This is a genomic window from Microbacterium enclense, assembly GCA_038182865.1.
In the GTDB taxonomy this organism is placed as follows: domain Bacteria; phylum Actinomycetota; class Actinomycetes; order Actinomycetales; family Microbacteriaceae; genus Microbacterium; species Microbacterium enclense_B.
This window is the reverse complement of the sequence record CP116226.1, coordinates 1,290,695-1,303,062: the sequence shown is the minus strand read 5'-3', so window position 1 is coordinate 1,303,062 and position 12,368 is coordinate 1,290,695. Positions and strand designations below refer to the sequence as shown.

Here is a 12,368-nt window from a genome sequence, read left to right as displayed (position 1 = left end):
GGGAGCTTCGACGAGCTCAGCCCCCTCCAACGCCCCGACCCCTCCGCGGGCCCCGACCTACTCCGTCACGTCCCCTCGGTCCACGCGGAACGTCTCGCTCCGCCCCTCCGGCGTCGTGACCGTCACCTCGGCGATCCCCTCGCCGCCGGGGAAGACCCGCAGCCGCAGCCCGTCGAGGTAGTCGTAGTCGGGGCGGTCGTCGCGAGCGCCCCACGGGAGCACCGCCCCCGGCCGCACGTACAGCGGCAGCGAGTCGAAGCCGTGCTTCTCGCGACGCCAGCCGCCGCCGGTCACGCGCTCGCCGGACAGCAGATGGGTCCACTCCCCAGACGGCAGGTAGACCGACACATCACCGGATGCCGAGAAAACGGGCGCGACGAGAAGGTCGGGGCCGAGCATGTACTGGCGGTCGAGGTAGGCGGTCGCGGGGTCGTCGGGGAACTCCAGAGCCATCGGCCGCATCACGGGAACGCCCGTCACGCTCGCCTCGCGCGCCGCCGCGTAGAGGTAGGGCATGAGCCGCAGCTTGAGCCGCGAGAACGACCGCGCCACGTCGACCGCCTCGTCGTCGAACGCCCACGGCACCCGGTACGAGTCGGAGCCGTGGAAGCGGCTGTGCGACGACAGCATCCCGTAGGCGATCCAGCGCTTGAACACCGCCGGGTCGGGCGTGCCCTCGAAGCCGCCGATGTCGTGACTCCAGAACGCGAAGCCGCTCCACGCGAGCGACAGGCCGCCCCGAAGCGTCTCGGCCATCGACGTGAAGGTCGAGGAGTTGTCGCCGCCCCAGTGCACGGGCATGGTCTGCCCTCCCGCGGTCGCCGACCGCGCGAAGAGCACGGCCTCTCCGACACCCCGCTCGGAGACGAGCACCTCGTGCACGGCCGCGTTGTAGAGCTGCGCGTAGAGGTTGTGCATGCGCTCGGGATCGGTGCCGTCGTGCCAGACGACGTCGGTGGGGATCCGCTCGCCGAAGTCGGTCTTGAAGCAGTCCACGCCCTGCGCGATGAGCTTTCGCACGTGCGACTGGTACCACGCCGTGGCCTCGGGGTTGGTGAAGTCGACGAGCGCCATGCCCGGCGCCCACAGGTCCCACTGCCAGGGCGACCCGTCGGGCCGGCGCACGAAGTAGCCCTTCTCGACCCCCTCGGCGAACAGCACCGAGCGCTGGGCGATGTAGGGGTTGATCCACACCGACACCCGCAGGCCCCGGTCATGCAGGCGCTGGAGCATGGCATCCGGATCCGGGAAGACCCGGGTGTCCCACTCGAAGTCGGTCCAGTTGAACTCGCGCATCCAGAAGCAGTCGAAGTGGAACACCGACAGGGGGAGGTCGCGCTCGGCCATGCCGTCGATGAACGCGTTCACGGTCTGCTCGTCGTAATCAGTGGTGAACGACGTGGTGAGCCAGGTGCCGAAAGACCACGCGGGCACGACAGGCGGCCGACCGGTGAGCGCGGTGTAGCGCTCGAGGACGTCTTTCGGGGTGGGGCCGGCGATGACGAAGTACTCCAGCGCCTCCCCTGAGACGGAGAACTGCACGCGCTCGACGTTCTCGGAGCCGACCTCGAACGAGACGTGCCCGGGGTCGTTGACGAGCACGCCGTACCCGCTCGACGAGACGTAGAACGGCACGCTCTTGTACGCCTGTTCGCTCGAGGTGCCGCCATCGGCGTTCCAGATGTCGACCGTCTGGCCGTTCTTCACCACGGGTCCGAAGCGTTCGCCGAGACCGTAGATCGTCTCGCCGACACCGAGGTCGAGCTGCTCGTGCACGAAGTGTCGCGAGGCGGGCACACCCGTGTCGGCCCCGACGTTCGAGATCACGCCCGCGTCGACATCGGCATCCGCCGCGAGGCTCACCCGCCCGACCGAGCGGTGGCCGCTGCCCGTGACGCGCTGCCCGTCGACCTCGAACGAGAGCTCCCACGGCGCACCCGGAGAAACCCGCGCGACGAGCCGCCCCGCCGTCAGGGTGCCCGCCTCGACGTCCACGTCGCCGCCGCCGACGGCCCCCGGCAGCGCGAAACCCGCGCCCCGGCCGCCGCCGTCGTGGTGCACGATGCGCACCCGCACGACTCCCTCGAGGGGCGACGAGAGAGTGACGGTGAGAAGCGTCCGATTCAGCACGTCGCCGCGTTTGGCGATCACCTTGGTGGGGGCGTGCACCACGAGTCCCGGTCCGTCGGGGGTGTTCTCGGTCTCGCCGATGTCGTAGGCCTCGGCCGCGTAGTCGACGGTCACGCCGTGACGCATGAGCCAGAAACCATCGGTGAACTTCATTACTTGACTGCTCCTGCCGTGATGCCGCGTGTCAGCGTGCGTTGGAAGATGAGGAAGAAGATGAGCGTCGGGATGATGCCGAGCAGCGCCGACGCACTGATGGTGGTGACATCCATGAGGCGATCGCCCTGCAGGACGCTGATCGCGACCGGCACGGTCTGGTTGTCGTTGGATGCCAGGAACGTCAGCGGGATGAGGAACTCGTTCCACGTCCAGATGAAGAAGAAGATCAGCAGCACCGAGAGGGTCGGGCGGCTGATCGGGAAGATCACGCGCCAGAGGATCTGCCAGCGGGTCGCGCCGTCGATCGCCGCGGCTTCGAGGATCTCGCGCGGGAACGTGCCGTACACCGACGACAGCAGGTAGGTGCCGAAGGCCGCCTGCACCACGGTGAACACGATGATGACCGACCAGACGTTGTCGTACAGGCCGACCTCTTTGAACATGTAGTACAGCGGGTACAGCAGCGCCTCCTGCGGGAGCAGGTTCGCCATGAGGAACAGCAACACGATGCCGGTGCGCCCGCGCACGCGCCCGATCCCGATCGCGAAGGCGTTGAGCACCGAGATCAGCACCGCGAGCACCGCGACGACGCCCGAGATGAGGATCGAGTTGCCGACCTTGCGGGGGAAGTCGACGCGGTTCCAGAAGTCGACGATCCCGCCGAAGTCGAGCTGCTGCGGCAGAGCGAGCGGGCCCGAGGTCGCGTAGTCGACGGGCGACTTGAACGAGTTCACGAGCACGAGGTAGAACGGCGCGAGCACGAGGAGCGCTCCGACGACGACGAGCGCGAGCAGCAGCCAGTCGACCGGGCGGCGGCGAGTCATGCCGCCACGGCCTCCGCGTGTGCCGCGGCCCGGACCGCCGGAGCGCCGCGGTGAGCGTTCGGCGGCGGTCGTGGTGAGAACGGATGCCGAGGCCATCAGAGTCCCGCCCTTTCCTTGCGTTCGAGCGAGCCCTGCACCCGGATGAACACGATCGAGACGATGACGACGACGATCGTGAGGACGGTCGCGATGGTCGCGCCGTAGCCGACGTTCCGCTTCGTGAAGAACTCGAGGTAGGCGTAGTAGGCGGGGACGATCGTGGACCCCGCGGGTCCGCCCTGGGTGATGACGTAGACGGGGCCGAAGACCTTCAGTGCCGCGATCGTGCAGGTGAGGGTCACGACGAAGATCTCGGGGCGGATGATGCTCATCGTGATCGCCGTGAAGCGCTGGAACCAGTTCGCCCCGTCGAGCTCGGCGGCCTCGTACAGCTCGGGGTCCACGCGCTGGAGTGCGGCCATGAACACCACGACGGGATAGCCGATCTGCACCCAGACGAGCACGACCATCAGCACGATGAGCGCCGAGGGCATCTGCCCGAGCCAGTCGTACGACGGGAGGCCGAGGGCGCGGAGGACCTGGTTGAGGGCGCCGGTGTCGCCCGGGCGGACGATCCAGCCGATGACGATGCCGGCCACCGCGATGGGGAGGATCTGCGGCAGGTAGTAGGTGGCACGCAGGAAGCTGCCGACCTTGCCGCCGAACTTGCGCCCGACGACGTCGAAGAGCAGGGCGGCGACGGTGAGGCCGACGATCGTCGGGACGACGACCATCGCGAGGATCATCCAGATCGAGTTGACGAACGAGGTCCAGAAGTCCTCGTCGGCGAGCAGCTTGGTCCAGTTGTCAAGGCCGATGAACTCGGGGTCGCCGATGCCGCGCCACTTCGTGAAGGTGAGGAAGACGTTCCACACCAGCGGGATGATGACGATCACCAGCAGCAGGACGAAGCCGGGGAGCAGGTAGAGCCAGTAGCCGGCGGTGCCGCCTCGGCGTTGGGGGATGGCCGGCTGTTCGGGTGGCAGGGCCACGCGCGCCGGGCGGGTCAGAAGGGCCATTCGCGGTCTCCAGATCGGGGAGAGGTGGGGGCGCCGCGAGGCGGCGCCCCCACCGGGGTCAGCGGAAGTCCGCGGTTCCCTCGTCGTACTTCTTCCCGAGGTTCGCGTTGGTGGTCGCGGCATCCTGGGTTCCGGTGACCAGTCCCTGCAGTTCCTGCACGAGCACGTCGTAGAAGCCGGGGGCGGGCCAGTCGGGGTAGAACGACAGTCCGTCGTCGGCGAGGACGCCGTTGAACGTGTCGATGAGCTCCTTGCTCTTGGCATCCGTGATGTCGGCGGTGTCGGCGGCCACCGGAACGCCACCGTTGTTGCCGATGATCGCCTGGATCTCGGGGCTCATCGTGATGTCGATGAACTGGTAGGCGAGGTCCTTGTTCTTCGAGCGCTCCGGAACGACCCAGAGGTTGCCCGACGACCCCAGCGAGAGCTTCGACTCGGGGAACGCCGCGAGGCTCCAGTCGAATCCGGCTTCCTCCGCGAACCGGCCGTACCACCACGATCCCGAGACGAAGATCGGGGAGGTGCCGTTGATGAACGAGACGCCCGCGTCTTCTGCCTTGACGGAGGAGACGTCCTTGGCGATGTAGCCCTTGTCGACGTACTCCTTGAGGGTCTCCGAGGCATAGTCGACCTCGGGGCCGTTCCAGTCGACGGGGTTCGTGTAGAGCTGGTAGTCGTCGACCCACGAGCGATCGGCCTTCGAGAGCGCCAGCTGGTACCAGAGCTGGCCGAGCGGGTACTCGGCGCCGGATTCGGCGAGCGGGGTGATGCCCTTCGCGACGAAGGCGTCGAGGGCCTTCACGAACTCGGCGTACGTGGTCGGCACCTCCACACCGGCCGCGGCGAAGGCGTCGAGGTTGTAGTAGACGCCGACGAACTCGCCGTAGTTGGGCACGCCGTACCAGGTGTCTCCCCCCATGACCCCGTCGGAAGAGTACTTCGCCGTGGTCTGCAGCGACGGAGCGAGCTTGGCATCCCACCCGTACTCGGTGACCGCGTCGCTGATGTCGGCGATCAGACCGGTGCTGGCGAGGAAGCCGGCGGTGGCGTTGCCCTTGTTGAACTCCATGAGGTCGGGAGCGGCGTCGGTGTCGAGCACCTGACTCGCCGTCTTCTGGATCTGCTCGAAGGACTTCTCCTCGATCTTCACCGTCGCCCCGGTCTTCTCCTCGAAGATCGGCACGGCGGCGTTCCACGCCTTGGCCATGGCACTGTCGGCTCCCTCGTAGTGCCAGAGGGTGAGGGTCTTGCCCTCGCCGTCGGTGGATCCGGCGTCGCCGCCACCTCCGCTGCAGGCGGAGAGGGTGAGGGCGGCGACGGCGATCGAGCCGACGGCCGCGAGGGCCCGGGTCGCGCGTCGTTGTGCGTTCGTGCGTGCCATCGTTGGCACTCCTTTCACTGTGGTCCGCTGGGTTCAGGGGGTGTCCGCTAGCGGGGGCGGATGCGCTCAGGCCTGCCATCGAAACCATGTCGAAGCGCTTCGATGATGGGCGAACAGAACGAGATATGGAGGTGTGGGGTCAGGCCGGAGGAGCCGCGGCGACGGAGCCGCGCTCGAGATAGGTCGGGGCGATGAGATGGAGACCGGATGCCACGGGCCGCCCGGCGATCAGCTCGATGGCGAGGTCGACGGCGAGCTCGCACGAGCTCTGCGGCACGAGCGGGATCGAGTCGACGGGGGTGGACTGGGCATCGGTGTCGAAGCTGCTGCCGACCGACACGATCGACACGTCGCCGGGCACGCTCGTGCCGAGGGCGTCGAGCTCGACGAGCACGACCTGGAGGACTTCCTCCGGAGCGTGCAGCACGATTCCGGTGACCCCGTCCTCGACGAAGCGGCGCACCGAGCGACGCACGTGGCTGCGGTCGGTGACGACGGGACCGGATGCCACCGCCACCGCGCTCATTCCCCGCTCCGTCGCGCGTTCCGACAGCGCCGCCCGCACACGAGAGGGGAAGTTCGACTTCTCGTACGCCCGCTCCGACCCGCCGATGAGGCCGATGGCGCGATGTCCGGCGTCGGCGAGTCGATCGACGGCCTCGACGGTGGCGCGCTCGAAGTCGAGGTCGACGCACACGAGGTTCTCGTGGTCGTTCGGGATGCCGACGAAGATCGTCGGGGTCGCGCTCGCGCGGGCGATCTCGACCCGCGCGTCGTCGGGGGCGACATCGAGCACGAGGATGGCATCCACGAGTCCGCTCTGCGCGACTCTCTTCATGCCGGCCGAGGCGTCTTCGTCGGTGAGGAGGAGCATGTCGTACTCCTTCCGGCGAGCGGCGACCGTCATCGCGTGCATGAACGACATGTGGCTCGGGGCGTGGGAGTCGGCGCGGAGCGGCTCCGACAGCGCGAAGATGTTCGTCTGGCTGCCGGCGAGCATGCGCGCACCGGCGTTGGGGCTGTACCCGAGTTCGTGCACGGCGGCCTGGATGCGCCGCCGCGTCTCGACCGACACCGGGCGCTTGCCGCTCAGCGCGTAGGAGACGGTACTGATCGACACGCCGGCGGCGCGGGCGACCTCGTCGATCTTGACCATGACACTCCTTCGTGGCTGTCGAAGCGCTTCCGAGAAGCGCTTCGACAGCAAAGCTAGATGAGGTTCGCGGGGAACGCAAGAGGTAAGTTGGCGCGAGCAACAAAACGGTTTCACGCGGCGGCGTGTTGAGCGGAGGATCAGGGACGCAGGGAGGATGATCTCGCGCCAGCAATACCCCCCTCGCCCCTCGCCCTCCCCCGGTCACGCCGAGGCCGAGAACCCGGGAGACGAGGTCGTCGTGGTCGACGCCATTCTCGACTTCTCGTCGCGGCGCATGCCCGACGGACTGGCGCGCCGAGCGAGCCGCGGAGACGTCGATGGCGTGGGCGGGATCAAGACGGTGGATGCCGTCGGCCTCCAGTCGAGCGACGTCGACCTGCTGCGCGCCTGGACGGCCGGTGGGCCCGTGCCGCGGGTGTGACGGGCTGTGCCATCGACCTTCGCGAGGTACCCTGACCACTCGACATCCGAAGACCCCCGGAGGACGTCTCATGAGCTGGACCGCCACACCGACCGTGCCACCCGAGAAGCTCGCGCGACGAGCTCGCATCCTGGCCTTCGTCTTCGCACCCGTTTTCGCGGTCGTGGGCGTCGCGTTCACAGGATTCGGCCTCGGGGCGCCACAGATGCTCGTCGCCGGTCTCACCGAGATCGTTCTCAGCGCACTCCTGATCGTGGCGGTGTTCGTCGCGTCTCCCGCGGTGCGATGGATCGCTCTCGCGGTCGCGGTGGGCGGTACCGCCACCGCAGCCGTCATCGCCGTGACCACGTTGCCCCACCGTCTCGACCTGGCGGCGACGTCGCTTCTGGGCATCTTCGCGATGCTGGGCCTGACCTGGTTCATCGTGCACAGCTCCGCGCGGGCCGCGCACCCCGGGCGCGCCTGACGCTCAGTCGTTCGGCAGAGCCCGCTGCGCCACCAGGCGACGCGCCTCGACCGCCGCTTCGGCGAACTCCGCATCGGGGTCGTCCATGATGATCGCGGTCGCGCGCGCATGTGCACTGACGACGTCGTACGGCGACGCCACCGCGCGTTCGACGGCGCCCTCGGCGCGGAATCCGATCGCGGCGAAGGCACGGCTCAGGCTGCGCTGCGTGTCGTGGTCGCCGCGTCCGAACTGCGTGGCGAGTTCGTCGGCGAGGTCTTCCTGGGCCCCTTCGGGAACGAGACCGGATGCCGTGCGCCAGGCGGCCCGGGCCACCTCGGGGTGGCGATCGCGCAGGACGGCCGGCGTGATCACCGAGAAGGCGACGGGGTCGCCGATCTTCGACAGCGTGTGCAACGCCTGGCTGCGTGCCTGCGCAGTTTCGGACGACACCTCGGGCAGCAGCGCCAGAACCACGTTAGAGGGATCGTGCCGTGTGAGAGCCCAGGTCAGCATGTCGCGGACGAAGAAGTCGGGCTCCACCGCGCACCGCGCCACGAGCTCGACGATGTAGCTGTCATCGGGTCGCGTGCCGGCGGCGAGCGCGGCCTGCAGCCGTGCGGACGCGTCGGTCTGCTCGAGCGCGGCGCGCAGGCGCGAGGCGGGGGTGGCGTCAGTCATGGTGGTTCCAGGGTTCACGCCGCGGGGTCGCCGAGGCCCGATCGGCGCGAAGACGTCGACCGGCGGGAAGCCGGGGGTCACGTACGGCCGCGCCAGCGGCATCCGCTCTACGTGCGCCCCACGCGCCGCTCGACCAGCTTCCGCGCGACGTCCATGAAGCTCGGCGCGTACTTCGCCCACTCCTGGTCGAGCTTGCGCACGTCGATCTTGCCGGTGTGCAGCAGCTCGCAGATCTTGAGCCAGCTCTCGCCCGTCGCCGCCGTCAGCGCACCCGCCACGGCCGCGTTCACAACGATGCCGGCGCCCGGGATCAGCTTCAGGAAGCTCGTGGCGAGCGCGCGCCCCGCGACCTGCACACCGAACTGCGCGAGAGCCCCGGCCGACAGCATCGTCTTGACCTCGAGGTCGTAGATCGCGGCGATGCGCCCCATCATCGTCAGCTGGATCGGCGCAAGAGTGAGAGCATCCGAGACAGGAAGCGGAACGGTCGCCGCCCCCGCGGCCGCGGCGGACGCCGCGGCGATGATCGGCCGCGCCATCTCCCGTTTCCACGGGAGGTTGAGGCGCTGTGCGATGCGAAAGGCGTCCTTGTCACGCTCGGGGGAGAGTTCGAGGGTCTGCGCGACAAGGTCACCGAGGCCATGCCCCTTCCCCTTCCCGTGCCGGTCGCGGGTGGAGGTGAGGATGACCTGTCGGTAGGGGATGCGCAGCCGCTCGCCCGTCGTCGCGTCAACCGGGTCGTTCAACCAGTCGACGAAGGCCTGCAGGTCCTTTGCAACGCCCTGATGACCGGTGAGGGGGTTCTTGATCCAGTCGACCTTCGTCAGCACCAGGATCACCGGCAGCCCCCGCGCGTCGAGTTCGCGGATCATGGCGATGTCAGCGGGCGTGAGGCGATCATCGTTGGCCTTCACGCAGTACCAGACGACGGAGATCTGGTGGTCGCCCGGGTGTGCGGCGATCGCGTCGAGGTGGTTTCGCAGCTGCTGATCCGGTGGGACGGGCGAGCCGATCTCAAACCCTTCGACGTCCCAGATCCCCAGGGAATCGTCGCTGTAGAAATGAACGCCCCGCGTGACCGGGAGTCCCCGGCCGACCTTCGCCCAGTCGCGGCCGAAGACGGCATTGACGAGCGAGGACTTCCCCACCCCAGAACTTCCGACGATCGCGAGATTGAAGCGGCCATACCGCGACCGCGCCTCCGACGACGCGTCGACGAACGCCTTCTCATCGATCCCGGGCCGCGCCGCGTCTTTCTTCGCCATCGCTCTTTCCTCGCTTTCGCTCGCCCCGTCAGTGTCGCATCCGCGGCGATCGCGGAGCCGCCTCTGGACAACGGCGACAGGACGGGGCCCTGCGCGGCCCCGGGTCGCATTTCACGCTCCGAGGGTCTCCCGCAGCCGCTCGTATTCGGCATCCATCCCCGGATTCGTGCGCCGCGGATCGTCCGAACGACCGGTTCGCCGCATGTCGGCGAGATAGCGGCGGTCGGCGTCGAGGCGGGCGCGCGCGTCGGTGCCGACGTTCCCGTGCCCCGGGACGACAAAGCGCGCCGCGTCGGCGTACGGCTCGAGCACGTCGAGCGCGCGCTCGTAGGCGTCGACATCGTGCGGCCAGAACGGCAGCGGCAGCTCGACGTCGCTCAGCATGTCGCCGGCGACCAGCACTCTCGGCTCCGGGAACCACAGCGCCGTGTGTCCGGGCGCGTGCCCGTCGTGCACGATGAGCTCGACGTCGAACGCGGGGGTGCCGGCACCCACGCGCCCCATCAGGTCGACGAGGTCGGGCGAGAACTGCGGTCCGAGAGCGGCGACGAGGTCGGCCCTCTCGGTTCGGGTGAGCTCCGCCGTCCGCGCCGACGCCCAGCGCGGCACGTCTCCGAACTCCGGATGCCACAACACGTGGTCGTGATGGGCGTGCGTCGCGAAACCCTCGGCGACCGTGATCCGGCGCTCGCGCAGCTCGGCGGCGAGGGCGGCGAGTTCGTCGGGCATCCACGCGGGATCGATCAGCAGAGCGCGCCCGGATGCCACGACCACCGTCGTGTTCGTCTGCATGATGCTGCTCGTACCAAGGAGCACGCCGGGTGCGATCTCTCGGAGCGTGGGCATGGGCCGAGCCTACGGAGGGAGGGGCGTCGATCTATCTGGGCTGGGCCTGATTCGCCGCGATGATGAGAAAAGATCCGCGCACCGCGAAGGCGTACTTGACGTCGACGCTCACGGAATGGGGGTCGTCGGCGATCCTCCGGATGTCGTCGGCGTCGATTCCGGTCAGCAACGCGATGTTCTCGCTCGTCAGGCCGCATTCAGCGATCAACGATTCGGCGATCGCCCGGATGCGGTCGTCATCGGGAATGTCGAATCCGTACGCAAGAAGACCCGCCAGTTTTGAAACACGCATACTCTCATCCGCTGACAGCGTCGGCGCACTAGTTATGAATCCATTCTGCTGAGAGACCGTCCCGAACAGTGCCGCCAGACTCTCCTGCGCCACTCCGGTCATATGGTGAAGAGCCGCCAGCGAGATCTTGCCCTGCGCAATGAGCTGGGCCAGGTCAGATATCGGCCCCTCGATTTGTGGAGTCATCGCGCTTCCGTTCGTGTAACGAACCGGGAGAAGCGGGTGCTCCGTGGCGGCCCGCTTCTCTCCGGAACTCAGCTCAACCCTGGTACTTGTAAAGGGTGTTGTTAGGCCCTGTGACTGCGCAAGGACCGATGATCGGATTGATCGCCGCGCCCGACAACGTTCCCGAATATCGGTGGTTCCACAGCCGGCTCGTCGGCGCCTCACCCGAAAGCCCCGTTGCGGGGGTCGAGCCGCCGCCGAAGCCGTTAGAGAGATCAGTTACGTCGAACTTCCCAAGGAAATCAGTCGCGCAGGGCGCGTCGACCTTCCAGTAGTAGGTTCCCTTGCTGGCAGTAACAGTTATGGTGCCACCATTGCCCTCGTACACCGTCTTTGGCAGGACGCCTACCGTCGCAGAACTGTCGGCAGTTGCGTAGAGCGGGAAGACTAACGACTCTCCCTCAGACAATTCCGTGGTCTGCCCGTTCATCGTGAACTCGTAGCTGTCCGGTGAGCCCGTGTCGCTGGCCCAAGCGGATGGCGCCATCACTCCGGTCGTTGACACCAGCGCGATCGCGGCCAGCACGGCACCAGCGCGCCGACGTCTTCGGACACTCGTCCGCTCAACCGTCGTGAAATGGGTCACCGGGGCCTTCGCGGTGGTATCCCTGCTCATTGCGATTTCCTTTCGAGTCCCGGCCGTCATCTGGGTAGTGGTTTGGACGACTATCGCGGCCGCATGTATGCATTTCACTGGTGAACCCGCGCGCGGTCGTCCGCCGCAGGGAGGAGTCGATGTCGCCCTGCGGTACCACCCTGGGGTGGTGGATTCAGCGTCCTACGGCTGCCGCCGCGACCCCGCCCACCCGTCTCCGTCGCGCGTGAAAACGATCCGATCGTGCAGCCGCGACGGGCGCCCCTGCCAGAACTCGATCTCGCGCGGCTCCACCCGGTACCCGCCCCAGTGTGGCGGCCGCGGCACGGGCTGATCGTCGCCGAAGCGCGCGCCGACCTCGGCCATCTGCTCCTCGAGAGCGTCGCGCGAAGCGATCGGCGCTGACTGGTGACTCGCCCAGGCCGACAACTGCGACCCGCGCGGACGCGACGCGAAGTACGCGTCGTCACGCTCAGCGGGTAGCGGAGTCGCCGTGCCGAGCACGATCACCTGCCGCTGCAGCGCGTACCAGGGGAAGAGGATCGACACGGCGGGGTTCTCCGCGAGCGCGCGTCCCTTACGCGAGAGACGGTTGGTAAAGAACCAGAGGGCGCCGTCGTCGTCGATTCCACGCAGCAGCACGGTGCGCGAGGTCGGCGAGCCGGTGGCATCCACGGTCGACACGACCATCGCATTCGGCTCGGGCAGCTCGGCGGCGTCGGACAGCCAGCGCTGGAACAGGGCGATCGGGGATGCCGTCATCGCCCGGTCGTCGAGCTCGTCGAGGGTGTAATCGAGCCGGTGGGCGAGGGGGTTCTCGGTCATCGCGCGGTCCTCCGGTCGGTCGCGACGCCCCGCAGACGACCCCGGTCAGCACGTCAGCCTCACGCGGG

Annotated in this window: 13 protein-coding genes; 2 read left to right on the top strand and 11 right to left on the bottom strand. The window is 68.1% G+C overall.

The window, feature by feature from the left end; genetic code table 11:
- Positions 1–57: 57 nt before the first annotated feature.
- The 5 genes from yicI to PIR02_06110 all read right to left on the bottom strand — a co-directional run bounded on the left by yicI (position 58) and on the right by PIR02_06110 (position 6,705).
- Entirely contained in the window at positions 58–2,283 is a 2,226-nt protein-coding gene (yicI, locus tag PIR02_06130; protein ID WZH38243.1) for an alpha-xylosidase, read from the bottom strand.
- Positions 2,283–3,110 (bottom strand): carbohydrate ABC transporter permease, encoded by an 828-nt coding sequence (locus PIR02_06125; protein ID WZH38242.1) that lies wholly within the window; start codon positions 3,108–3,110, stop codon positions 2,283–2,285. The genes yicI and PIR02_06125 overlap by 1 nt, the downstream gene beginning before the upstream one ends.
- A gap of 95 nt (positions 3,111–3,205) precedes the next feature.
- Positions 3,206–4,168 carry a sugar ABC transporter permease gene (locus tag PIR02_06120; protein ID WZH38241.1) on the bottom strand — a complete coding sequence of 321 codons (963 nt, stop codon included), beginning with the start codon at positions 4,166–4,168 and terminating at the stop codon, positions 3,206–3,208.
- A gap of 58 nt (positions 4,169–4,226) precedes the next feature.
- The gene (locus PIR02_06115; GenBank protein WZH38240.1) at positions 4,227–5,549 is read right to left on the bottom strand and encodes an extracellular solute-binding protein; all 1,323 of its coding nucleotides are present in this window, start codon (positions 5,547–5,549) and stop codon (positions 4,227–4,229) included.
- A 139-nt stretch (positions 5,550–5,688) separates the two neighbouring features.
- The gene (locus PIR02_06110; GenBank protein WZH38239.1) at positions 5,689–6,705 is read right to left on the bottom strand and encodes a LacI family DNA-binding transcriptional regulator; all 1,017 of its coding nucleotides are present in this window, start codon (positions 6,703–6,705) and stop codon (positions 5,689–5,691) included.
- Positions 6,706–6,859: 154 nt separating this feature from the next.
- Here PIR02_06110 and PIR02_06105 point away from each other — a divergent pair, with 154 nt between their 5' ends.
- Together PIR02_06105 and PIR02_06100 are read left to right on the top strand one after the other, a co-directional pair.
- On the top strand, positions 6,860–7,126 hold the full coding sequence (locus tag PIR02_06105; GenBank protein WZH38238.1) for a hypothetical protein: 267 nt from the start codon (positions 6,860–6,862) through the stop codon (positions 7,124–7,126).
- A gap of 70 nt (positions 7,127–7,196) precedes the next feature.
- Complete coding sequence (locus PIR02_06100; GenBank protein WZH38237.1) at positions 7,197–7,592, top strand: hypothetical protein; 396 nt, start codon at positions 7,197–7,199, stop codon at positions 7,590–7,592.
- 3 nt (positions 7,593–7,595) lie between these two features.
- On the opposite strand, the gene PIR02_06095 is transcribed toward PIR02_06100, so the two are convergent.
- The 6 genes from PIR02_06095 to pdxH form a co-directional block, all read right to left on the bottom strand.
- Positions 7,596–8,252: a HEAT repeat domain-containing protein gene (locus PIR02_06095; GenBank protein ID WZH38236.1), complete on the bottom strand. Its 657-nt coding sequence runs from the start codon at positions 8,250–8,252 to the stop codon at positions 7,596–7,598.
- 107 nt (positions 8,253–8,359) lie between these two features.
- The gene (locus PIR02_06090) at positions 8,360–9,517 is read right to left on the bottom strand and encodes a 50S ribosome-binding GTPase (protein ID WZH38235.1); all 1,158 of its coding nucleotides are present in this window, start codon (positions 9,515–9,517) and stop codon (positions 8,360–8,362) included.
- A 111-nt stretch (positions 9,518–9,628) separates the two neighbouring features.
- Positions 9,629–10,363 carry an MBL fold metallo-hydrolase gene (locus PIR02_06085; GenBank protein WZH38234.1) on the bottom strand — a complete coding sequence of 245 codons (735 nt, stop codon included), beginning with the start codon at positions 10,361–10,363 and terminating at the stop codon, positions 9,629–9,631.
- A gap of 31 nt (positions 10,364–10,394) precedes the next feature.
- Positions 10,395–10,841 carry a hypothetical protein gene (locus PIR02_06080; GenBank protein WZH38233.1) on the bottom strand — a complete coding sequence of 149 codons (447 nt, stop codon included), beginning with the start codon at positions 10,839–10,841 and terminating at the stop codon, positions 10,395–10,397.
- A 73-nt stretch (positions 10,842–10,914) separates the two neighbouring features.
- Entirely contained in the window at positions 10,915–11,406 is a 492-nt protein-coding gene (locus PIR02_06075; protein ID WZH38232.1) for a hypothetical protein, read from the bottom strand.
- Positions 11,407–11,658: 252 nt separating this feature from the next.
- Positions 11,659–12,300 carry a pyridoxamine 5'-phosphate oxidase gene (pdxH, locus tag PIR02_06070; GenBank protein ID WZH38231.1) on the bottom strand — a complete coding sequence of 214 codons (642 nt, stop codon included), beginning with the start codon at positions 12,298–12,300 and terminating at the stop codon, positions 11,659–11,661.
- Positions 12,301–12,368: the final 68 nt, after the last annotated feature.

Bases quoted from the DNA above. Each gene is read 5' to 3' on its own strand.
- pdxH (WZH38231.1), bottom strand. From the start codon at position 12,300: ATGACCGAGAACCCCCTCGCCCACCGGCTCGATTACACCCTCGACGAG.
- PIR02_06100 (WZH38237.1), top strand. From the start codon at position 7,197: ATGAGCTGGACCGCCACACCGACCGTGCCACCCGAGAAGCTCGCGCGA.
- PIR02_06095 (WZH38236.1), bottom strand. From the start codon at position 8,252: ATGACTGACGCCACCCCCGCCTCGCGCCTGCGCGCCGCGCTCGAGCAG.
- PIR02_06115 (WZH38240.1), bottom strand. From the start codon at position 5,549: ATGGCACGCACGAACGCACAACGACGCGCGACCCGGGCCCTCGCGGCC.
- PIR02_06125 (WZH38242.1), bottom strand. From the start codon at position 3,110: ATGACTCGCCGCCGCCCGGTCGACTGGCTGCTGCTCGCGCTCGTCGTC.
- PIR02_06105 (WZH38238.1), top strand. From the start codon at position 6,860: ATGATCTCGCGCCAGCAATACCCCCCTCGCCCCTCGCCCTCCCCCGGT.
- PIR02_06085 (WZH38234.1), bottom strand. From the start codon at position 10,363: ATGCCCACGCTCCGAGAGATCGCACCCGGCGTGCTCCTTGGTACGAGC.
- PIR02_06110 (WZH38239.1), bottom strand. From the start codon at position 6,705: ATGGTCAAGATCGACGAGGTCGCCCGCGCCGCCGGCGTGTCGATCAGT.
- PIR02_06080 (WZH38233.1), bottom strand. From the start codon at position 10,841: ATGACTCCACAAATCGAGGGGCCGATATCTGACCTGGCCCAGCTCATT.
- yicI (WZH38243.1), bottom strand. From the start codon at position 2,283: ATGAAGTTCACCGATGGTTTCTGGCTCATGCGTCACGGCGTGACCGTC.
- PIR02_06120 (WZH38241.1), bottom strand. From the start codon at position 4,168: ATGGCCCTTCTGACCCGCCCGGCGCGCGTGGCCCTGCCACCCGAACAG.
- PIR02_06090 (WZH38235.1), bottom strand. From the start codon at position 9,517: ATGGCGAAGAAAGACGCGGCGCGGCCCGGGATCGATGAGAAGGCGTTC.